Source organism: Allobosea sp. FW305-C-101, assembly GCF_058783685.1.
This window is the reverse complement of the sequence record NZ_JBYSYT010000008.1, coordinates 16,251-38,407: the sequence shown is the minus strand read 5'-3', so window position 1 is coordinate 38,407 and position 22,157 is coordinate 16,251. Positions and strand designations below refer to the sequence as shown.

Annotated in this window: 20 protein-coding genes and 1 pseudogene; 19 read left to right on the top strand and 2 right to left on the bottom strand. The window is 65.0% G+C overall.

Annotated elements, in window-relative coordinates; genetic code table 11:
- The first annotated feature begins 341 nt into the window (after positions 1-341).
- From AC3WMA_RS23885 to pcaF, 12 genes are all read left to right on the top strand, one after another.
- Entirely contained in the window at positions 342-1,334 is a 993-nt protein-coding gene (locus tag AC3WMA_RS23885; RefSeq protein WP_492287765.1) for an ABC transporter substrate-binding protein, read from the top strand.
- Between the two features lie 65 nt (positions 1,335-1,399).
- Positions 1,400-2,365: an ABC transporter substrate-binding protein gene (locus AC3WMA_RS23880; RefSeq protein WP_492287764.1), complete on the top strand. Its 966-nt coding sequence runs from the start codon at positions 1,400-1,402 to the stop codon at positions 2,363-2,365.
- A 26-nt stretch (positions 2,366-2,391) separates the two neighbouring features.
- Positions 2,392-3,207, top strand: a complete 816-nt coding sequence (locus AC3WMA_RS23875; RefSeq protein WP_492287763.1) for an ABC transporter permease — start codon at positions 2,392-2,394, stop codon at positions 3,205-3,207.
- Positions 3,200-4,156, top strand: coding sequence for a DMT family transporter (locus AC3WMA_RS23870; protein ID WP_492287762.1), 957 nt, complete (start codon positions 3,200-3,202; stop codon positions 4,154-4,156). The genes AC3WMA_RS23875 and AC3WMA_RS23870 overlap by 8 nt, the downstream gene beginning before the upstream one ends.
- A gap of 3 nt (positions 4,157-4,159) precedes the next feature.
- Positions 4,160-4,867: a CoA transferase subunit A gene (locus tag AC3WMA_RS23865; protein ID WP_492287761.1), complete on the top strand. Its 708-nt coding sequence runs from the start codon at positions 4,160-4,162 to the stop codon at positions 4,865-4,867.
- On the top strand, positions 4,867-5,532 hold the full coding sequence (locus tag AC3WMA_RS23860; RefSeq protein WP_492287760.1) for a 3-oxoacid CoA-transferase subunit B: 666 nt from the start codon (positions 4,867-4,869) through the stop codon (positions 5,530-5,532). Before AC3WMA_RS23865 ends, AC3WMA_RS23860 begins: the two co-directional genes overlap by 1 nt.
- Positions 5,529-6,248 (top strand): protocatechuate 3,4-dioxygenase subunit beta, encoded by a 720-nt coding sequence (pcaH, locus tag AC3WMA_RS23855; RefSeq protein WP_492287759.1) that lies wholly within the window; start codon positions 5,529-5,531, stop codon positions 6,246-6,248. The genes AC3WMA_RS23860 and pcaH overlap by 4 nt, the downstream gene beginning before the upstream one ends.
- Positions 6,232-6,933, top strand: a complete 702-nt coding sequence (gene pcaG, locus AC3WMA_RS23850; protein WP_492287758.1) for a protocatechuate 3,4-dioxygenase subunit alpha — start codon at positions 6,232-6,234, stop codon at positions 6,931-6,933. The genes pcaH and pcaG overlap by 17 nt, the downstream gene beginning before the upstream one ends.
- 13 nt (positions 6,934-6,946) lie before the next feature.
- A complete protein-coding gene (locus tag AC3WMA_RS23845) occupies positions 6,947-8,086 on the top strand; it encodes a lyase family protein (protein WP_492287757.1) in 1,140 nt (379 codons plus the stop codon).
- Between the two features lie 9 nt (positions 8,087-8,095).
- Positions 8,096-8,920: a 3-oxoadipate enol-lactonase gene (gene pcaD / locus AC3WMA_RS23840; protein ID WP_492287756.1), complete on the top strand. Its 825-nt coding sequence runs from the start codon at positions 8,096-8,098 to the stop codon at positions 8,918-8,920.
- Positions 8,917-9,285, top strand: a complete 369-nt coding sequence (locus tag AC3WMA_RS23835; protein ID WP_492287755.1) for a carboxymuconolactone decarboxylase family protein — start codon at positions 8,917-8,919, stop codon at positions 9,283-9,285. The genes pcaD and AC3WMA_RS23835 overlap by 4 nt, the downstream gene beginning before the upstream one ends.
- Positions 9,286-9,303: 18 nt before the next feature.
- A complete protein-coding gene (pcaF, locus tag AC3WMA_RS23830; protein ID WP_492287754.1) occupies positions 9,304-10,512 on the top strand; it encodes a 3-oxoadipyl-CoA thiolase in 1,209 nt (402 codons plus the stop codon).
- A gap of 74 nt (positions 10,513-10,586) precedes the next feature.
- Here the strand turns inward: pcaF and AC3WMA_RS23825 are convergent, their stop codons facing one another.
- Entirely contained in the window at positions 10,587-11,114 is a 528-nt protein-coding gene (locus AC3WMA_RS23825) for a MarR family winged helix-turn-helix transcriptional regulator (RefSeq protein ID WP_492287753.1), read from the bottom strand.
- Positions 11,115-11,494: 380 nt separating this feature from the next.
- On the opposite strand from AC3WMA_RS23825, the gene AC3WMA_RS23820 reads away from it, so the two are divergent.
- The 7 genes from AC3WMA_RS23820 to AC3WMA_RS23790 all read left to right on the top strand — a co-directional run bounded on the left by AC3WMA_RS23820 (position 11,495) and on the right by AC3WMA_RS23790 (position 21,132).
- Positions 11,495-12,430 carry an ABC transporter permease gene (locus tag AC3WMA_RS23820; RefSeq protein ID WP_291552381.1) on the top strand — a complete coding sequence of 312 codons (936 nt, stop codon included), beginning with the start codon at positions 11,495-11,497 and terminating at the stop codon, positions 12,428-12,430.
- 1 nt (position 12,431) lies between these two features.
- A complete protein-coding gene (locus tag AC3WMA_RS23815) occupies positions 12,432-13,289 on the top strand; it encodes an ABC transporter permease (RefSeq protein ID WP_191124912.1) in 858 nt (285 codons plus the stop codon).
- Positions 13,286-14,284 (top strand): ABC transporter ATP-binding protein, encoded by a 999-nt coding sequence (locus tag AC3WMA_RS23810; RefSeq protein WP_492287752.1) that lies wholly within the window; start codon positions 13,286-13,288, stop codon positions 14,282-14,284. The genes AC3WMA_RS23815 and AC3WMA_RS23810 overlap by 4 nt, the downstream gene beginning before the upstream one ends.
- Positions 14,281-15,339, top strand: a complete 1,059-nt coding sequence (locus tag AC3WMA_RS23805) for an ABC transporter ATP-binding protein (RefSeq protein ID WP_492287751.1) — start codon at positions 14,281-14,283, stop codon at positions 15,337-15,339. The genes AC3WMA_RS23810 and AC3WMA_RS23805 overlap by 4 nt, the downstream gene beginning before the upstream one ends.
- 29 nt (positions 15,340-15,368) lie before the next feature.
- Positions 15,369-16,949: an ABC transporter substrate-binding protein gene (locus AC3WMA_RS23800; RefSeq protein WP_492287750.1), complete on the top strand. Its 1,581-nt coding sequence runs from the start codon at positions 15,369-15,371 to the stop codon at positions 16,947-16,949.
- A 62-nt stretch (positions 16,950-17,011) separates the two neighbouring features.
- Positions 17,012-18,169, top strand: a complete 1,158-nt coding sequence (locus tag AC3WMA_RS23795) for a serine hydrolase domain-containing protein (RefSeq protein ID WP_492287749.1) — start codon at positions 17,012-17,014, stop codon at positions 18,167-18,169.
- Between the two features lie 1,406 nt (positions 18,170-19,575).
- Positions 19,576-21,132, top strand: a complete 1,557-nt coding sequence (locus tag AC3WMA_RS23790; RefSeq protein ID WP_076437715.1) for an ISL3 family transposase — start codon at positions 19,576-19,578, stop codon at positions 21,130-21,132.
- 154 nt (positions 21,133-21,286) lie between these two features.
- On the opposite strand, the pseudogene AC3WMA_RS23785 reads toward AC3WMA_RS23790, so the two are convergent.
- A pseudogene (locus tag AC3WMA_RS23785) lies at positions 21,287-22,128 on the bottom strand (IS3 family transposase); the annotation flags it as partial.
- Positions 22,129-22,157: the final 29 nt, after the last annotated feature.

Here is a 22,157-nt window from a genome sequence, read left to right as displayed (position 1 = left end):
CAGCCGAGATCACGGCATCATCGATCGCATCCCAGCGTTGGGCCGGGCACGATGTCCGCGCCTTTCAGGAGCGACATCAAGTATATTTTGGTTCCTTCTCGTATAAGAAAATCGTCTTGAAGGTCATCGCGCCATCCGGATTCTTCGACGGGCCGCTGCGGCGAACAAAACCTTACGGAGAGGCTGATCGCCTGCACAGTGCGCGTGACGCTGGCGCGACGAGGACGGGCGCCAAACCGTCGAGGTCTCACTGGCATCTCGCAGAAGTCTTTGTCCGAGCCGCGCCCCGGGCGCATCCTGCCTGAAAGCTGGGCCGATGATGCCCGCCTCGGGAGGAAGAATTGTCGAAGCTGCGACTTTCCATCGCGATCGGAGATTACGACCGCAATAGACCATTGCTTGACGGCGAAGTTCAGATCGACGGTGTCGACCCCGTGTTCATGAAGCTTTTCCCGGAGGAGATCTTCTTCCGCGCATTCCGGCATGCCGAATTCGACGTCTGCGAGGCATCCTTGTCGAGTTTCGCGGTGAAGGTCGATCACAGGACCAACCCGTATGTGGGCGTGCCCGCGTTCGTGTCGCGCGCGTTCCGGCATTCCGAGATCTTCATCCGGACCGACCGCGGGATCGAGAAGCCGGAGGACCTGAAGGGGAAGCGCATCGGGTGTCCCGAGTACCAGCTCACGGCATGCGTCTGGATCCGCTCCATGCTCGAGGACGATTATGGCGTGCGGCCCACCGACGTGACATGGGTCCGCGGCGGTATCGAACAGCCCGGGCGCGCGGAGAAGATCGCGGTTTCACTCCCCTCTGACATCCGGGTCGAGCAGGCTCCCGCGGACCGATCCCTAAACCAAATGCTGGCCGACGGTGAGATTGACGGCTTTATCGGCCCGAGGGCGCCCTCCGCCTTCGAGGCGGGCCACCCGAAGATCGCACGACTCTTTGCCACGCCTACGGCGGCGGCCTCCGACTACTACCGCCGCACGAACATCTTCCCGATCATGCATGTGATCGGTGCGCGACGCACGATCGTCGAAGACCAGCCATGGCTGCCGGCCGCTCTCCTGAAGGCGTTCGAGCAGTCGAAGCGGATCGCTCTCTCGCGGCTCACCGATACATCGGCCACAAAGGTCACGCTGCCATTCGTCGAGGAGCAGTTGCAATCGGCGAAGAAGCTGATGGGCAACGATTTCTGGTCCTATGGTGTCGAGGCGAACCGGCACGTGCTGGACGCGTTCCTTCAGGCGCATCACACGCAGGGCTTGTCGTCGCGGCGCCTTGGCGTCGAGGATCTGTTTCCCGCTCCCACGTTGGAGGCCTTCAAGATCTAACGTGCACGGCAAACGCAGCATCCAAGAAATCTGCGACGACCATCAAAAAATGAGGGAGGAAAGATATGACCTTGACGAAGCGAACGGTTCTGGCGGGCGCATTTGCCGGTCTTCTGTCACTCGCGGCAGGTCCGGCAAGCGCACAGGATCAGCTTAAGCTTGCGGTCGGCCAGCGCGGCAACTGGGATACCTCGGTCGCCGAAATCGGCACACGCCTTGGCATCTTCAAGAAGCACAAGCTCGACCTTCAGATGCTGTACACGCAAGGCGGCGGCGAGACGCAGCAGGCCGTGCTGTCGAACAGCGTCGACATCGGCGTGGCCGGCGGCATCATGGGCGCTCTCTCGGCGTTCTCCAAGGGCGCGCCGATCCGTATCATCGGGGCCGAGACGACTGGCGGACAAGATCTGTACTGGTACGTGAAGTCCGATTCACCGGTTAAAACCCTGAAGGATTTCGACGGGCGCACGGTCGCCTATTCGACAAACGGGTCATCGACGCATGGCGTCGTCAACGCCTTCGTCAAGGAAAACGGACTGAAGGCGAAATTGACCGCCACCGGGGGGCCGGCTCCGACGCTCACGCAGGTCATGTCGGGCCAGATCGACGTCGGCTGGGCGGCGCCGCCCTTCGGCCTCGAACAGCTCAGCAAGGGCGAAATCCGCGTCATCGCGACCGGAAACAACACCCAGGCATTCCGGGACCAGACCGTCCGTCTGCTGATCACGAACACGTCGGTGCTTCAGTCCAAGAAGGAGCAGCTCGATCGCTTCATGCTCGCCTACCGGGAAACCGTGGACGCAATGTATGCGAGCGACGAGGCCCTCAAGGTCTATGCTGATTTCGTCGGCGTGCCTCTCGAGATCGCCAAGCGTACCCGCGATGAATTCTTTCCGAAGAAGGCGCTCGATCCCGATCGCATTGTCGGGCTGGACACCATCGTGCCGGACGCCGTGACGCTGAAGTACACCGCGCAGCCGCTCACCAAGGAACAGCTCGGCGAACTGATCCAGATTCCGCCGCGCCGCTAAGACCCCAAGTGACGAGAGTCCGAGCCATGAACCAGGCCGCCGGATCCATGCCGTCTCGTACGACGCCGTGGAAACGCCCTTCGGAAGGGCAAGCAGTCATGCTGACACGCATCGCCATTGTGCTGGCGATCGTGATCGGATGGGAGAGCCTGGCCCGCTCGGGCCTGCTGTATCGCGACGTGGTGCCGCCGCTGCCGCTTATCGGCCGAGAGTTGGCGATGCTGCTGATCGATCGCGGCTTTTACCACAACCTCGCGGTGACCTTCGGCGAGGTTGTACTGGCCGTCGCCATCGGCGGCGGCGCGGGAGTTCTTGTAGGCATTGTGCTGGGACGCGACCGCTTCCTCAGTTCAGCATACGAGCCGCTCCTGCATTATCTGGGTCCGACGCCGAAGATCATCTTCTTCCCGATCATGATCATGTGGTTCGGCGTCGGCCCCGGTTCCAAGGTCGCGATGGGTGCCCTGTCTTGCTTCTTCCCGGTGGCCGTCAGCGTCGCCGCGTCCATGCGCGAGATCGATCGGGTCCTGATACGTGTGGGGATGACCTTCAGACTCACCTCGGCCCAGATGCTGACCAAGATCTATATTCCGGCGATGCGACTGCCGGTGATCAACGGCATCCGCATTGGCCTCGGCGTCGCCATCGTGGGCACGTTGCTGGCAGAGACCAAGCTCGCAAACCAGGGGCTTGGCTACGCCGTCATCCAGACTTACACGACCTTCAACATGCCCCGCATGTACGCATTGCTGCTGATCGTTTTTCTGTTGGCAGTCGGTGTCAACTCCGTGCTCGGCCGCTACACCGAAGTGCGTATGGCGAAGAAGCGCAGCGATGGCTGAACTCGACAGGGGCAAGCCGGCCGCATCCGCGGCAAGTCCCATCCCGCTGGCCTACGTCATCGCCGCGCTGCCTCCGCTCTTCTGGGCGGGTAATTTCCTGATTGCGCGGATGATGCGCGACGACATTCCACCGATCCAGATGTCGTTCTGGCGCTGGGTGCTCGCGTTGGCGATCATGCTGCCTTTCGCATGGTCCTCGCTGCGGCTCGATCGTTCGCGGCTGCGGGAGGAATGGCCGTTCCTGGCCCTGCTCGGCGCAATCGGTGTGACAGCGTTCAACTGCTTCATCTACACGGCGCTGCATCACACGACGGTGATCAATGCTGCCCTTGTGAATTCGCTCCTGCCTGTCGTGACGATCATTCTGGCCTGGGTTCTTCTGGGCGAGCGGATCTTTCCGCTGCGGGCGCTCGGCATCACCGTCTCGCTTGTTGGTGCGGTGCTCGTGATCGCGCGCGGTGACCTTCTCGCTCTGGGCGATCTCGAAGTGGGTCGGGGCGATATCCTGGTCGTCCTCGGCATGAGCTTCTGGGCGCTCTACATGGTTCTCGTCCGACGCCGGCCGCTCGGCCTGAAACCGCTCTCACTGCTGGGAGCGACGACCGTCTTCGGTATTGTCTTCCACTTGCCCTTCGTCCTGGTCGAGACAACCGCGAGCGGTATCTTTGTGCCGACGCTGCACAGCCTGCCGGCTCTGATCTATTTTGCGATTTTCCCGTCGATACTGGCCTATGTCTTCTGGAACCGCTCGATCGCGACGCTCGGCCCGGCAACGACCGGCATGTTCATGCACCTCATGCCGATCTTCAGCGCCATTCTTGCAGCTGCGCTGCTCGGAGAGCGTCTCGCCTGGTACCATCCGGTCGCCTTCATCGTGATCGTGGGGGGCATATTGCTCGCAACGAGGCGCCCCTCCGCAACACCTCAGCCAAATCACCAGAAGCGATAAAAGATGCGCAAGATCTATGACGGCCCGGCAGCGGTGCTGGAGGGCCTGCTTTTCGACGGCATGACGATCATGTCCGGCGGCTTCGGCCTCTCGGGCAATCCCGAAAGCCTGATCCCCGAGATTCGCGATTCCGGCGTGAAGGACCTGACGGTCATCTCGAACAATGCCGGCGCCGATGGCTTCGGCCTCTGGATGCTGCTGCAGACGCGGCAGATCAGGAAGATGATCGCGTCCTATGTCGGCGAGAACAAGCTTTTCGAGCAGCAATATCTTGCCGGCGAGCTGGAGCTGGAGCTCAACCCGCAGGGCACGCTGGCCGAGCGCATCCGCGCCGGCGGCGCCGGCATCCCGGCCTTCTACACCAAGACCGGCGTCGGCACCGTCATCGCCGAGGGCAAGCCGGTCGAGGAATTCGAAGGGCAGCTCTATGTCCGCGAGACCTGGCTCCGGGCCGACCTCGCCATCGTCAAGGCCTGGAAGGCCGACACCGCCGGCAACCTGATCTATCGGCGCACGGCGCGGAACTTCAACCCGAACATGGCGACCGCCGGCAAGGTGACCGTGGCCGAGGTCGAGGAGATCGTGCCGGTCGGGTCCTTCGATCCGGACACGATCCAGACGCCCGGCATCTATGTCGACCGCGTCATCAAAAGCACCATCAACGAGAAGCGCATCGAGAAGCTGACCGAGCGCAAGAGGGAGGCAGCCTGATGGCCTGGACTCGCGAGGAGGTCGCCGCGCGTGCGGCCAAGGAGCTGCAGGACGGCTTCTACGTCAATCTCGGCATCGGCATCCCGACGCTGGTGGCGAACTACATCCCCGACGGCGTGGACGTGACTCTGCAGTCCGAGAACGGCCTGCTCGGCATCGGCCCCTTCCCCTATGAGGGCGAGGCCGACCCGGACCTGATCAACGCCGGCAAGCAGACGATCACGATCCTGCCGAGCTCGAGCATCTTCTCCTCGGCCGACTCATTCGCGATGATCCGCGGCGGCCATATCGACCTGACCATCCTCGGCGCGATGGAAGTCGCGGCCAATGGCGACATCGCCAACTGGACCATCCCCGGCAAGATGGTGAAGGGCATGGGCGGCGCCATGGACCTCGTCGCCGGCGTCAAGAAGGTCATCGTCGTGATGGATCACGCCAACAAGGCGGGCGAATCCAAGGTGCTGGAGCGCTGCGCCCTGCCGCTCACCGGCGCGGGCGTGGTCGACATGATCATCACCGACCTTTGCGTCATGACCTGCGACAAGGCGAATGGCGGCGGGCTCACCCTGATCGAGCTCGCGCCGGGCGTCAGCCTCGACGAGGTCAAGGCAAAGACAGCCGCCTCCTTCGCGGTTGCCACCGAAAAGCAGGACAAGGCGGCGTGAGCAGGCTCATCTTTCCCTATTCACCCAACGATGAGGGCTCTCCCCCCTCTCACTGGCCGGATTACCGCTCCACGGTAGCGAGAAGCCCGCGGCAGGCGCCGCTCGCGATCCCGCAGACGCTGACGGAAGTGACCGGGCCTGGCGACTGGGGCCGGCTGATGGGTCCTGCGATGCTGGACCTGACGACGCAGCACAAGGCTGCACCGCAGGGCCAGCGCATCGTCGTCACCGGCCGCGTGCTCGATGAGGACGGCAGGCCCGTGCCGAAAACCGTCGTCGAAATCTGGCAGGCCAATGCCGCCGGCCGCTACATCCACGCCAAGGACGACTGGCCCGCGCCGCTCGACCCCAACTTCACCGGCGTCGGCCGCGTCATTACCGATGCCGAGGGCCGCTATCGCTATGTCACGATCCGCCCCGGCGCCTATCCCTGGGGCAATCACAAGAACGCTTGGCGACCGGCCCATATCCATCTCTCGCTGCTGGGGCCCGCCTTCGCGACCCGGCTGGTGACGCAGATGTATTTCCCGGACGATCCGCTGATCGAGATCGACCCGATCGCGAATGCCGTGCCGATGCCCTATCGCCAGCGCATGGTCTCGCGCTTCGACATCGACGCTACCGTGCCGAACTGGGCGCTGGGCTATGTCTTCGACATCGTGCTCAAGGGCCGCGACCAGACGCCGTTCGAGGACGACCATGACGACGACCACTGATCTGGAGAGCCGCAACGCCGCCCCGCGACAGGACAGCCAGGATCCGTCGATCTTCGGCCAGACGCCCTGGCAGACCGTCGGCCCCTACTTCCATTACGGGCTGCCCTGGAAGGGCGGCGCCGATCTGGTGGCCGTGTCCGAGATGGGCGCCCGGCCCGACCTGATGCCGCCGGAGCATTTCCTGCTCTCGGGGTCCAACCTCTCGGGCACGCCGCAGGGCGAGGTCATCGAGATCGCCGGCTCGGTGCTCGATGCCGAAGGCCAGCCGATCCCCGACGCCATGATCGAGATCTGGCAGGCCAATGCCGCCGGCCGCTATGCCAGCGCGGACGATACCCGCGAGGATGTGCCGCTCGACCAGCATTTCGTCGGTTTCGGCCGCGGCTCGACCGACAAGGACGGCGTGTTCCGCTTTCGCACGATCCGCCCCGGCCGCGTGCCCGGCCCCGGCAATACGCTGCAGGCGCCGCATGTCGCCGTCTCGGTGTTCGGCCGCGGGCTTCTGAAGCGCCTGCCGACCCGGCTCTATTTCGCCGATGGCGAGGGCAACGAGGCCGACCCGATCCTGAACCTCGTGCCGGAGGCCCGCCGCCACACCCTGATCGCCCAGCGCAAGCCGGACGGAACGTGGTGGCTCGACATCAATCTCGCCGGCGAGAACGAGACGGTGTTTTTCGATCTGTGAGCGTCCTGATACCATGAGCGCTATGCTCAGGCAGCGCCCTGCAACCACCGATACCATGCTGGCCGTCTTCGCGGACGAGGCCACGCTGCGGCATGCGCTCGCCTTCGAGGCGGGTCTCGCCCGCGCGGAAGCGGCCGAAGGGCTGATTGGCGCGGCGGAAGCCGAGGCGATCGCGAAGGTCTGCGCCGCGATCGTCATCGATCCGGCCGAACTCGCCGATGAAGCGGCGCTCGCCGGCACGCTGGCGATCCCACTGGTGGCGCGGCTGCGCGCCGCCTTGCCGGACGTGCCCGCGAAAGTGCTGCATAAGGGCGCGACCAGCCAGGACGTAGCCGACACAGTTCTCGCCTGCCAGATCCGCGCCGCCTTCCGCCTGCTCGACGCTGATCTCGCGCGCCTCGCAACGGCGCTTGCCACGCTTGCCGGGCGCTACGCTACGACCCCCGCCATCGGCCGCACCTTGCTGCAGGATGCCCTGCCGATCGGCTTCGGCCTGCGCATCGCGCAATGGCAGGCCGGCATCGCCGAGGCTGCGGCACGGCTCGGCCGCGAAGTCGAAACCAGCGCGACACTGCAATTCGGCGGTGCGGCCGGAACCCGCAGCGGACTGGACGGCAAGGCTGCCCCCATCGCCTCACGCCTCGCGGCCATGCTGGGCCTCCCCGATGCCGCGCCCTGGCAGAGCCGCCGCGGCGGCATCGCCGGCATCGCGACGGCGCTCGCCATCCTGATCGGCTCGCTCGGCAAGATGGCGCGGGACGTTTCGCTTCTCGCCCAGAACGGCATAGGCGAGGCCCGCGAACCCGCCATTCCTGGCCGTGGCGGCTCCTCCGCCATGGCCCACAAGCGCAACCCCACCGGATGCCAGATCACCCTTTCGGCCGCTTTGCGCGCCCCCGGCCTCGTCGCCGGCATCCTCGCCGGGCTGCCGGCCGAGCAGGAGCGCGGGCTGGGCGGCTGGCAGGCGGAAGGCCCGGCGCTCGCCGATCTCTTCCTGCTCGCCGCTGGAGCCACGGAGGCGATGGCGACGGTCGTGGAAGGGCTGGAGGTAGACGAGACCGCCATCGCCCGCAACCTGGCGGCAGCCGGCATCGGAACGGATATCGGCGAGAGCGCGGCGCTGGTCGCCGATCTTCTCGCCATCAACGATTGAGGACAGGCCATGCCTTTCGCAGCAAGCAGCGGCGCCCGCATCTATTGGAAGCTGGAAGGCGCCGAGGACAGGCCGGTTCTCGTCCTGCTGAACTCGATCGGCACCGACATGTCGCTCTGGGACGCGGCGATGCCCGGCCTCCTAGCCTCGTTTCGCACGCTGCGGATCGACACTCGTGGCCATGGCGCCTCCGATGCACCCGATGGCGAGTACAGCTTGTCGATGCTGGCCGGTGACGTCACCGCTGTCATGGACGCGGCCGGGATCGAGCGCGCCGCGATCGCCGGCGTCTCGCTTGGCGGCATGATCGCGATGGAACTGGCGCTCGGCCACCCTAAGCGCGTCTCGGCGATAGCCCTGATCTGCACCTCGGCCACCATGGACGGCACCGTCTGGCGGGATCGCATCGCGCAGGTGCGTGCCGGCGGCACCGCTTCCATCGCCGATGCCGCCCTGCAGCGTTTCCTGTCCCCGGCCTTCGCCGCCGGACAGCCCGCCGTCGCGGCGAGCCTCAAGCGCAACCTGATCGCCCAATCCGGCCACGGCTATGCCGCGGCCGGCGCCGCCATCCGCGACATGGACCTGATCGGCCGGCTTCCCGGCATCACCTGCCCGGTGTTGGTCGTCACCGGGCAACGCGACGTCTCGACGCCCTTTGTCGGCCATGGCGAGAAGCTGCTCGCCGCAATCCCCGGCGCAAGCCATGCGCATCTGGATTGCTCGCACCTCGCGCCGTCGAAGCCCCGGCGGCGGTCGTCGGCGCGCTGCGCGGCTTCCTGTCACCCGGACCGGACACCGAGGATGCTTCCGAAGCCCTCTTCGAGGCCGGGTTGACGAACCGTCGCCGCGTTCTGGGCGACGCCTGGGTCGACCGCTCGCTCGCCAACCGGACACCGTTCAACGCCGAGTTCCAGGCGATGATTACGCGAATCGCCTGGCAGGAGATCTGGAGCCGGCCCGGGCTGGACGACCGCACGCGCCGCCTGCTGGTGCTCGCCATCACCGCGAGCCTCGGCCGCTGGGAGGAGTTCCGCCTGCATGTCCGCGCGGGCCTGAGCCGCGGCGGCTTCACGCAGGACGATCTCAAGGAGGTGCTGATGCAGACGGCGATCTATGCCGGCGTGCCCGCCGGCAACACCGCCTTCGCAGAGGCGGCAGAACTCATCGCCGAGATCGACGGCGAACAACCAACATCCTAACGAGTGACAGGGAAGATCATGCCCGAGGCCTATATCTGCGATTACATCCGCACGCCGATCGGGCGGTTTGGTGGGTCGTTGTCCGCTGTGCGAGCGGATGATCTTGGCGCGGTGCCGCTAAGGGCGCTGCTTGAGCGCAATGGCGGCCTCGATCCCGCCGCGATCGACGAGGTGATCTACGGCTGCGCCAATCAGGCGGGCGAGGACAACCGCAACGTCGCGCGCATGTCGCTGCTGCTGTCCGGCCTCCCCGAGACTGTGCCCGGCACCACGATGAACCGGCTTTGCGGCTCTGGCATGGATGCCGTAATCACGGCCGCGCGCGCCATCAAGGCGGGCGAAGCCGAACTCGTCATCGCAGGCGGCGTCGAGAGCATGAGCCGCGCGCCCTTCGTCATGCCTAAGGCCGAGAGCGCCTTCTCGCGCAACGCCGAAATTCACGACACCACGATCGGCTGGCGCTTCGTCAACCCGCTGATGAAGAAGCAGTACGGCGTTGTTTCGATGCCGGAGACCGGCGAGAACGTCGCGGCCGATTACAAGGTCTCACGCGAAGATCAGGACGCTTTCGCTGTCCGGTCGCAGCAGAAGGCGGTTGCAGCGCAAGCGAGCGGTCGGCTCGCAAGGGAGATCGTCCAGGTGACGATCCCGAGCCGCAAGGGCGATGCGACAATCGTCGACACTGACGAGCATCCGCGTGGCGACACCACGATCGAAAAGCTCGCCAAGCTGCCGACGCCCTTCAGGAAGGACGGTGGCACCGTAACCGCCGGCAACGCATCCGGCGTCAACGACGGCGCGGCCGCGCTTATTGTCGCCTCCGAAGCGGCGATGAAGCGCTTCGGCCTGACGCCGCTGGCGCGTATCGTGGCCGGTGCAACCGCTGGCGTCGCGCCCCGCGTGATGGGCATCGGGCCCGCGCCCGCAACCCAGAGGCTCTGCAAGCTGATCGGCGTGCAGCCTTCCGATTTCGATATCATCGAGCTGAACGAGGCCTTCGCCAGCCAGGGCATCGCGGTCCTGCGCGAACTCGGGATTCCGGAAGACGGCGCCCATGTGAACCCGAACGGCGGCGCTATCGCGCTCGGCCATCCGCTCGGCATGTCGGGCGCCCGCATCGCGGGCACAGCGGCGCTGGAACTCTCGCTCACGGGCAAGAAGCGCGCGCTCGCCACCATGTGCATCGGCGTCGGTCAGGGCATCGCTATCGCGCTCGAGGCGATCTAGCAACGCGCAGCGACTCGATACCAGATCAGCAGGCATGCGGGCTCTGTTCCGCCAGTGACTATGTAACTTCAATACTAAGGCTGGCGAACATCCTGATCGAGCCCGGCATTGATTTTCTCGACGATGGTAATGAGGAGGGCGACCTCCTCATCGGACAGGAACTGCAGCGCGCGCTCGTTCACGTCGCTGACGCATTGTTCGATACGCGGCCTTAGCGTACGCGCCTTGTCGGTCAGATGGATGTTGGCGACCCGCATGTCCCGCTCATCCCGGACGCGCCGCGCAAGCCCGGCGCGCTCGAGTTGGTTGACCGCGCTGACGACCGAGGGGCCTACGGCCTTGACTGAACGCCCGAGGACCACCTGCGGCACGCCGTCTTTCTTGTAGAGGGCCCAGAGATAGGGCCACATCCCGATGTTGATACCCTGCTCGCCGAGCAGAACCTTGATCTGATCCCGCGCCCGGCGGCTGACCGTCCGGATCAGGTATCCGACATTCCACGGGCCGGAATACAGCGCCCGACGCTCCTCCTCCGACAGCCTCTGTCGACGGCACCCGCCGGGAGCCAGCAGGGCCGTGGCCGTGTCCGATCTGTCACCCATCCGGGCCCTCCCCGACGTTCCGTTTCGAGCGCGGACCCGGCGCGACTGCCGGAAGACGCTCCACTCGTTCTTCCTGCACCGGCCGCCGCGAGCCCTCGTGCAAATCGTCCATTCCATGCGTCGTCGCGCTGATTGGCAGGGCGACAACGCCGAGCCCCCGCAGATGCCGAGGCGAAAAGGACGCGGCGCAACTTACACTGGAAACTCGCCCGGCGATTTAGACCAACAATCCGGATTGACAAGCCCGGCTTCGCCGATAACTTAGTTAGCATAACTAACTTCCTGACGCGAGTAGGGGATCACCCCGCGGAGAGGGACGTGCTGAAATTCCGCAGATCGCGCGCTAACGCCAGAAAGGGCCGGCTTGTCCGGGTCGAGCCTTGCTGAAGGCCGTATCCGCCCGCCTAGCGCTGTCGGTGCCCGTTTTGGCGGGAGCGATCCTCTTCGGATTCGTGCTGCTGCGGGTCGTGCCGGGCGATCCGGCCGCGCTGCTTGCCGGGCAGTCGGCATCGGCTCAGGTGGTGTCGCAGCTGCGGATCGAGATGGGGCTCGACAAGCCCTGGATAGTCCAGCTGATCCACTATTTCGGCGATGTCATCGTCGGAGACCTGGGCCGGTCGATCATCTCGAACCGCTTGGTGCTCGAAGAACTGATCGAGGCTTTCGGCCCCACCGCCGAGCTGGTGCTGACCGCTTTGCTCGTCGCAGTGCCGGTCGGCATCGGACTGGGCGTCGTCGCGGCCGTTCAGCGCGGCACGATCATCGACCGAAGCATTATGGCCCTGGCGGTCGCAGGCATATCCCTTCCCGTCTTCTGGGTCGGCTACATGCTGATCCTCACCTTCGGTGTGCAATGGGGGCTGCTGCCCTTCACGGGGCGGCTCGGCCCCATGTGGACGCTGGAGGGCCTGCAGGGACTTGCTCTGCCGGCCCTGACGGCTGCCTTCACGCTGATCGGGCCTATCGCCCGCATCTCGCGGACTGCCCTTCTGGAGACGCTGCATGCCGAGCACATCAAGCTCGCCAGGGCGAAAGGGGTTCCCGAATACCGGGTGGTGATCAAGCACGGCCTGCGCAACGCGCTCCTGCCCATCGTCACGCTGATTGGAATGCAGATCGGCCATCTGCTCGGCGGCACCGTGATCATCGAGACGATCTTCGCTTGGCCGGGCGTCGGGCGGTTGATCGTGGGCGCGATCATGAACAGCGACTATGCGACCGCGCAGGGCGGGCTGCTGCTGATGGCCTGTGTTTTCGTGATGGTGAACCTGATGGTCGATCTCCTCTATTCTGCGCTCGATCCGAGGTTGTCCTGAGATGGCCGTGGCAGCCAAGCAGGTAACGACCGGCCCCAAATCGAAGCGCCGCCGGGCGCGGGGACAGATCGCCACGATCGCTGCAGCGACAGTGATCGGCGTCATCACCTTCGCTGCAATCTTCGCCCCGCAGCTCGCGCCTTACGATCCGTATCAAGTCGACCTGCCGTCCGCGCTCCAGGAACCGAGTTGGGAGCATTGGCTCGGCACGGACATGCAGGGGCGCGACCTGCTCAGCCGGATCATGTACGGCACACGCCTGACATTGCTCACCAGCCTGACCGCATTACTGATCGGCAGTGTCTTCGGCGCGCTGCTCGGCCTGGTGGCTGTCTTCTTCCCAGCGTCCGATGGTCCGATCGGCCGCCTGCTCGACATCCTGCTGTCGTTTCCCGCCGTGCTGTTCGGCCTGGCACTTGGCGCGAGCCTCGGCCCCGGCCTCCTGCCCGTGACGATCGCGCTCGCGATCGCGACGATCCCAGAGGTGGGGCGCATCACCCGGGCCGCCGCCCTGGTCGTGGCGCGTCAGGAATACATGCAAAGCGGCAAGGCCATCGGCCTCAGCCGCGCGACGCTCTTCTTCAAGTATCTGGCATGGAACTGCGTGCCGACCGTGTTCGTGTTCCTGACCCTGAGGTTCGGATTCATCGTCCTTCTCGGAGCCGGGCTCAACTTCCTCGGCCTCGGCGCCGCGCCACCAACGGCCGAACTCGGCGTTCTCGCCGCAGAAGGACGCAACGTGCTGGCCTTTGCCCCGCATGTGGCGACCTATCCCAGCCTGGCGATCTTTCTGCTGGTGCTTTCGCTCAACGTGCTCGGCGATGCCCTGCGCGACAAACTGGACAAAAGGCTCCTATGAAGCCGGCGCTGCTCGACGTCGAAGATCTGACCGTCGTCTACGATGGCGACGATGGCTCCCGGGTGGACCTGGTCGCAGGCGTCTCCTTCGTCCTCCGCGCCGGCGAGACACTTGGCCTCGTCGGCGAAAGCGGTAGCGGAAAGAGCCTCACCGCTCTTGCGATGATGGACCTGCTCGGTCCCAACCTGGCCGCAGGAGGCACGATCACGCTCGACGGGCGAGAGCTCGGCGGTCTTTCGAGCCGGCAGCGGCGGCGGCTATGCGGTACCGAACTCGCGATGGTCTTCCAGGACCCGATGACGGCGCTGAATCCGGTCTACAACATAGGCGACCAGATCGCGGAGGTGCTGCTAACCCACCGCCTGGTCTCGCGTGGTCAAGCGCGGGCGCGGGCGATCGATCTGCTGCGCCAGGTCGGCATCCCGGATCCGGCCCAGCGCGTCGATGCCTACCCCCATCAGCTGTCGGGCGGCATGCGGCAACGCGTGGTCATTGCCATCGCGCTGGCGGGGGACCCTTCGATCCTCATCGCCGACGAGCCGACGACGGCGCTGGACGTCACGGTACAGGCCCAGATTCTGGAGCTCCTGCGCTCGCTACGCGATCAGCGCGGGATGGGAACGATTCTGATTTCGCATGATCTAGGCGCCGTCGCCGAGATCGCCACGCATGTCATGGTGATGTACGCCGGCCAGGTGGTCGAACATGCACCGGCCGCCAGCCTGTTCCGCGAGCCCCAGCACCCCTACACGATCGGCCTGCTGGGCTCGCTTCCCAAGCTCGGCGTGCGCGAGCGACGCCTGACCACCATCGGCGGCAGGGTGCCGCTGCCCAGGACCGTCAAGTCGGGCTGCCGCTTCGCGGACAGATGTCCCTGGGTGCTGGAAACCTGCCGGCGAGAGGCGCCGCCACTCCTGGAGGCTGCGGCCGATCACCGTGCGGCATGCTTCCGCGTGCCGCTACCGACCGCCGACGGACTCGGAGGCCGCGCATGACGGACGGGGAACAGCTTCTATCGGTCCGCAACCTAGAGAAAGTCTTCGGCTCCCAGTCGTTCTTCCGCCACGCCGGCCGGGGAGTCCACGCGGTGAACGGCGTATCCTTCGAGATCGACCGTGGTGAGACCCTGGGGCTCGTCGGCGAAAGCGGCAGCGGGAAATCGACGGTCGGGCGAATGCTGCTGGGCCTGATGCCTACGAGCGGCGGATCGATCACGTTCGGAGGCCAGGATCTGCAGGCGCTGGCGACCTCGGGCGAGATCCGCCGCAAGATCCAGATCATCTTTCAGGACCCGCACGCCTCGCTGCATCCGCGCCTCACCGTCCGGCAACTGATCGCCGAGCCCGTGCGCCTTCACCACGGCCTCTCGGGCGCTCCGCTGAACGCAGCCGTGGACAGGCTTCTCGAGGATGTCGGCCTCGCACCGGAGCTCGCCTCACGCTATCCGCACCAGTTCAGCGGCGGGCAGCGTCAGCGCATCGGCATCGCCCGGGCCCTTGCCTGCGATCCGCAGCTGATCGTCTGCGACGAACCGGTCTCCGCGCTCGACGTCTCCGTCCAGGCCCAAATCATCAACCTGCTGAAGGATCTGCAGGAACAGCGCGGGCTCTCGTACCTCTTCATCGCGCATGATCTTGCGGTGGTTCGCCATATCAGCCACCGCGTCGCCGTCCTCTATCTCGGACAAATCGTGGAAAGCGCTCCCTCGGACGTTCTGTTCTCGGGGGCCCGGCATCCCTACACGCAGGCATTGCTGGCATCGATCCCGCGAGCCGGTGCGGTTCCGGACGCCAGGGCGCGGCTGAAGGGCGAACCTCCATCTCCGTTCCACAGACCCGATGGCTGCGCATTCCGCGGACGATGCCCGCACGCCACCGAAATCTGCACGACGCCACCGCCGGCAGTGCGTCTACCCGACGATCACGTCGTCGCCTGCCATCACGTCGCGACGATTGCGCCATTCGCCCCGCCGCCGGCCGCACTCGTCTCGCCACGGCTGACGGCGTTGGCAAGAGCCTACGCCCCCCAGGTTGCCGCCGAAGCCTCCTGATCGCGAACCGGATCGAAAGGGAAAGAGGAATGTCGAAATCGCTCAAGGCCACCCTCTTGCTGGCGTTCGCCCTCGCCGGCTCAAGCGCTTCGGCGCAGGGCACGAGCCAGGTCACGATCCTGCGCGCGGCGGAAGCCGAGCGCTACGATCCCCACAAGGTCGTCAGCCGGCCGATGACCGAGATCGCGTTCCTGCTCGCCGATACGCTGCTGGCGCTGGACTATGATCAGAAGACGGTGAAGCCGCTGCTGGCGACGTCATGGAACACCTCGCCGGACGGCCTGACCTACAGGTTCACGCTGCGAGACGACGTCCGCTACTGCGATGGTCGCCCGATGAAGGCCGAGGACGTCGTTTTCTCGCTGAAGCGGTGGATCGCGCCGGAGACGCGGGCTCCGCTCGCAAACCAGGCCGGAAGCGTGAAGGACATCAGAGCCGAAGGCGAAACGACGGTCGTCTACGAACTCAACGAGCCGCACTCGGAGCTGCTGATCAACCTGACGCAGGTGTCGTCATCCATCATCGATCGCAACGAGGTCGAGAAGCTGGGGACCGATTTCGGCGTCAAGCACTTCAACGGCACAGGTCCGTACTGCTGGGTGCGCTGGCTGCCCCGCAACGAACTCGTCCTGAAGCGCAATCCCCACTATAAATGGGGACCCGACTTCTATCAGAACCGCGGCCCGGCTCATGTCGACCAGATCGTCCTGAAGCAGGTGCCAGACGAAGGCACCCGCATGGCCGCGATGACGGCCGGGCAAGCGGATCTCACGCAGTACGTGCCGCGCTGGTCGATCGCGCGCTTCGAGTCGGCCCGGCAATTCTCCGTGGTCCGGCCAGCGACCTTCTTCTCGCTGCTGTATCTCGGTTTCAAGACCGATCGCCCGATGGTGTCGGACGCCCGCGTCCGCAAGGCGATGAACATGGCCATCAACCGGGATGAACTGGCCCGCACCGTGTTCTTTGGCCGATCCGACCCCGCCTACAGCTACACGCACCCCCAGTCGACCGACTACAATCCCGAGCTCGGGCCGGTCCTGTCCCGCTTCAACCTGGCTGAGGCCAATGCGTTGCTGGATCAGGCCGGATGGTCCCGCGGAGCGGGCGGGTTCCGTGCCAAGGATGGCGTCCGCCTGGCTCCGGTGGTGGTGATCCCCGCGCCGATCATGGCTGACGTCGCCCAGGCCATTCAGGGCTCTCTGCGCCAGATCGGCGTCGACGCCAAGCTCGAGCTGCTCGACGGAGCCGTGTTCTTCCAGCGAGCCGCCCAGCAGGACTTCGAGATGTATGGGCTGCAGCAGCCATACCTGACCTCGGGCATGATGATGTCGGAGAACTTTGCATCGACCGCAATCCCCGTCCCGAACCGCATGAACTGGCGCAACGCGGAGTTCGACAAGCTCGTCCGGGAGGCACGGTCCGCCACCGACCCCGCGAAACGCGAGTCGGCCTACAAGCAGGCCCAGCTGATCGTGCACAAGGACGATGTGTGGATGCCGCTCGTCCACGACCAGGCCTACATGATCATGGGCCCTCGCCTTGCCCCCATGAAGGCGCACGGCAACCAGGCCGTCACCTTGTACAAGGCCCTCGACCTTCGCCTCAAATAGTCGGCATCGGCGGCTCCCGCCGCCAGTCGCCGCTTGCCCACGCCTTTCCTGGAGACGACGTGATGGTGCGCAGCATCAACAATCCTGACCGCTCGATCGAAATAAGCGGCTTCTGCAGTCCCGCCTTCGCGGCGGTGAAGGATGCCTTCTACAAGAACTTCACCGCGCGCGATGAAGTCGGTGCGTCGGTATCCGTGACCATCCGCGGAGAGACCGTCGTCGATCTCTGGGGCGGAAACACAGATGCCGCGCAAAAGGAGCCCTGGCAGAAGGACACCATCTGCTGTGTCCAGTCGGTCTCCAAGGAAATTACCGCCCTCGCCTTCCACATGGCCGTCGACCGCGGGCTGATCGACGTCGATGAACTCGTGACGACGTACTGGCCGGAGTTCGGACAGGCGGGAAAGGAGAAGACAAAGGTTCGCTGGTTGCTGGACCACCGCTGCGGTATCCCGATCGTCGCCGGCGCTACGCCTGGAATGGCCTATGACTGGACGCGCATGACGGAAGGCCTGGCAGCAACAGCGCCGCTGTGGGAGCCGGGCACGACACCCTGTTATCATTCCGCGAACTACGGCTTCATCATCGGGGAGGTTCTTCGGCGAGTGACGAACCGTTCGGTCGGGGAGTTCCTGCGCAAGGAGATCGCCGAGCCTCTTGGAATCGATTGCGTAATCGGGCTCAGCGACGAGGAGAATGCTCGCGTCGCGACCTTCCTGGACAAGGAAGACCATGCGTCGCAGGGCTGGATCGACGAAGGCACGAACATCTTCGCCAAGAGCTGGAAGATCTTCTGGGACGATGAGGATTTCAACAGCCGCCAGTGGCGGCGTGCCGAGATTCCCTCCGTCAACGCGCATACGAATGCGCGGGCGCTCGCTCGCCTCTGCGGCGTCATGGCGTGTGGCGGCGCCGTTGACGGCGTGCGGCTCATAAGTGCGGCCGCCGTCGAGCGGGCGGCGGAGGTGCAGTGGACGGGGAAGGAGGTTCAGGACCGGCTGCTGTCGCTTTCACTCGGCTTCCTCATGCCGACCGAGAGCTTTCCAAGCACTGGACCGAGGACGATCGGCATGATGGGCGCCGGCGGAGCAACCGCCTTCGCCGACCCCGATCTCAATCTCGGCTTCGGCTACACCATGAACGCGATGGATCCGGCGCAATCCGGCCGTCAGCGTCCCCAGGCGCTGGTCGCGGCGCTCAACAGATGTCTCGGCCGCTGACCGCCCCCGCCGGAACAGAGCGACGCGCAGGCATTGCCGGCGCGTTGCCGCACGCTATTGTGCGATGCTGGACGAGGCAGCGATCGCAGCCTTCAAATCGAGCGGGCTCCGGTGAGCCCGGGGCGGTTCAGGTGGCCTAGCGTCCGCTGATTGTGCCCAAGAGAGACGCGGTGGCATTGCGGTTGACCAGAAAAAGGACCAGTCCGGTTGGCATTTTGCTTCGACCGGAGGCAGAGCATCATCGAAATCGGTCACCGCATCGCCCTTTTGAAGCGAGTCACCCCCGATCGAGATCTCTCCATCCATAACATAGAGCCATTGCGGACAGTCCGTCGACGTGCGGGATCTTGATCGACTCTCCGACCCTAAGATGAGCGTCGTAGACGGTAACGTCCTGCCGTATCGAAAGCGGAGGACCCTCTCCTTCCGCTGCAGCACGGCCCTCCCCGGGACCGAATCCGCAAGTGCTGTCGGGAATGGTTGAAGGGAAGGCTTGCCTTTCTGCCTCTCATAAATTTGGTCGAGAGCCCTCAAGACGCGCTTTCTCGCCGCCGCCTCCTGCCGGAGCCTCGTCTCCGCCGCCTTGGCCTGGGATCTCGAATCCTCCTTCCCCTTCTTCACCATGGCGCGCTCGAACCGGAGCCCACCTCGATAACGCAGCGAGGATTGAAGTCGGCGTTTTCGCGACTTCCGTCCGCGCCTGGGTACCCCCCCTGATTAGCAAAGACGCGCGTTCGCCCGACGAGATAATCGTGTGCCCCATGATCGTGCCCGTGGATCCACGGGGCAGGCTGATGCTGGTTGATCAGTTCGCTAAGATCAGAGGCGAAGGCTGGCGAGAGCGAGCTCCCCTGGTGTCGCGGCTGCACTGAATCTGGGTGAGGCGCGTGATGGGTGACCACCACTGTCGGCCCGTCATGCTGAATCGCGAGCGTGTCGCGAATAAAGTCGCGATCGAGCCTGTGCTCGGCCGCGGCATGCCAAGGCATAAACCGTGAGACATGGTCAGGGCGTTCTCGGTACTCGATCACTCTGTGATCATTTAACTCGTGCCCCGCGTGGACCATAGATGGTTTAGGCGTGCCAAGGAGCCGGTAGTTCGTCCAGAGGACGGCACCCACGAAGCGCACCCCATCGATGACGGCGGCCCGCCTGTTCAGCAGGTGAATTCCTGCCTGCTGCGCCGCCTCCTCCGATAGCGTCCGTCAACGTGGTGTAATTTCGGGTGTGGGACCGGGCCGTCATGATCAGGCGGCCTTTGGTGTAATCTGAAGGGGCTTATCGTCCTCGATCGCGGGTGGGTTGAGGTCCGCCATGGTGTGTTTCGGCGTGCAAGTTTGGGTCTGACTCAAATCTGCTGCAGGTCGGGGCTGTTTTGATGCTGGTTTCCAGAAGGAATCAGCGCGATGAAGCAGCGATTTCGACCAGCCAGCTTGGTTCCCGCAGGTTTGATTGTCGACGGTATCACGATCGAAGGCGATCGCGTTGTTGTCCGAACCCGGTCCGCCGTCAGCGCCTGTCCATGTCCTGACTGCGGGGCGTTCTCGCAACGGATCCAAAGCCGGTATTTCCGGCGTGCAAAGGACCTGCCGCTCAGCGGCCGACGCGTCGAGCTCCAGGTCCTCGTTCGGCGCTTTCGCTGCGATGCCGTCCTGTGCGGCCGCCAGATCTTCGCGGAGCGCTTTGGTGACCGCGTCCTCGCGCCGCGAGCGCGTCGGACCGATCGTCTCGATCATATCGTCCAGCATCTCGGCCTCGCCTTGGGTGGCAGGCCCGGAGCAAGTTTTGCCGCGAGGATGATGCTACCGGTCAGCAACGACACGTTGCTGCGCGTGGTCCGGCAGCGTGCCAGGGTGCCGAGCGAGCCGCTGCGCGTGATCGGCATCGATGACTTCGCCTGGCGGCGCAATCACCGCTACGGCACGATCGTCTGCGACTTGGAGAGGCGTCGGCCGGTCGCGCTTCTTTCCGACCGGGAGCCAGCAACATCGGAAGCTTGGCTCCGCCATCAGCGGCTGGTCCATACAGTCGCTCGTGACCGTGGCGGTGGCTATGGAGAGGCGGTGGCACGGGCCCTGCCGCAGGCCGTCCAGGTTGCCGACCGCTGGCACCTGATGGAGAATGCCAGCCGCGCTTTCCTCGATGCCGTGCGCAAGTCGATGCGCCAGATCCGTAGCGCCATTGGTGCCACCGTCGTCAATCCTGCGCTCCTGACGGCGGCGGAGAAGCTGCAATACGATGGATATCTGCGGCGGGAAGAGATCAACGCGGCGGTCCTCGCCCTCTGGCGGGAGGGTGTGCCGATCAAGCAGATCGTCAAGCGCACCGGCCATCACCGCCAGACTGTCAGGCGGATCGTCCGCGGCGAGCGCAGCGACGTCTTCCGACCTCGCCAGAGTTCGTTGGATGCGCATCTGCCCTGGCTCGATGCGCAATGGGACGCGGGAACTCGGAACGCAGCTGCTCTCTGGCGCTCGATGAGGACGAAAGGCTTCCGGGGAAGCCTCAGGGTGATCTCGGAATGGGCGACACGCCGCCGCCGCGCGGAGAAAGCGGACGCAAGCAGCCTCGCGCGTGTCCCGTCGGCCCGGACCATCGCGCGGTTGATGACCACCGGTCGCGACAATCTCACAAAGGCTGAAACCGTCACGATCGCGGCGATCGAGGACGGCGTGCCGGCATTGGTCGAGGCTCGCGAGATCATCGCCGACTTCCATGCCATGATTAGGATGAAGCGGGCCGAGCCCTTGTCATCTTGGATCGATCGAGCCTCCCAAAGCCTGGTCGCCTCCTTGGCCAATGGCGTCCGACGAGACGAGGCCGCTGTGCGAGCAGCAATCCTCTCGACTTGGTCGAACGGTCAGACAGAAGGCCAGATCACCCGCCTCAAGCTCGTCAAACGCCAGATGTACGGCCGCGGAAAGATCGATCTTCTCCAGGCGCGTCTGATCGGCGCGCAATGATCTCAAATGTCAGCGGGATTGCGTCAGACCCAACATTGGACGCCGATCGGGGGGCAACTTTGCGCGCCGTTTGACACCTTGCGGCGCCAGCCTACCAAACGGTCGATCTGTGTTTGAGACAGGCCGCCCAGGAACTGGCCTCGATCTATTTACTGTCCGTATTGAAGATCTCCGGCTTGCCGAAGCGGGCCATGGCGTCCTCGACCGCCTCGATGCAGAAGGCGGTGTCCATCGTGATCGAGAGCCGCCAGGCCAGGACCTTGCGGCTGAACCAGTCGACGACCGCGGCGAGATAGACGAAGCCCCGCGCCATCGGGATGTAGGTGATGTCCATCGCCCAGACCTGATTGGGACGCGTCACCGGCAGCTTGCGCAGCAGGTAGGGGAAGATCGCGTGCCCCGGCACCCGCTTCGAGGTCCTCGGTCTGCGATAGAGCGCCTCGATCCCCATGCGCTTCATCAGCGTGGCGACGTGCAGGCGCCCGGCGACATGACCCTCGGCATTGAGAAGCCCCTGCAACATCCGGCTGCCGGCGAAGGGATATTCCAGATGCAGCGCATCGATCTGGCGCATCAGAGCCAGATCGGCAGCCGGAACCGCGCGGGGTAGATAGTAGACGCTGCCCCGGCTGATCCCCAGAACTTTCGCCTGCCGGCTGAGCGGCAGGTCGTGATGACGGTCGATCATCGCTTTGCGCTCAGAAGGCCGGCCTTCCCGAGCGCGCCGGACAAAAAATCATTCTCCAGCGTCAGTTCCCCGATCTTCGCGTGCAGCGTCTTCACGTCGATCACCGGAGCCGGTGCCGCGGCCTTCGCCTCGCCGTCGAACACGCCCGCAGCCCCGTCGAGAAGCTGATTGCGCCATTGCGTGATCTGGTTCGGATGCATGTCGAACTGCTGCGCCAGCTCGACGATCGTCTTCTCGCCCCGCACGGCTGCAAGGGCCACCTTCGCCTTGAAGGCCGGCGTGTGGTTCCGCCGCGGTCGTTTCGCCATGGTCTCTCCTGTCGCGGCCATCATGCCGC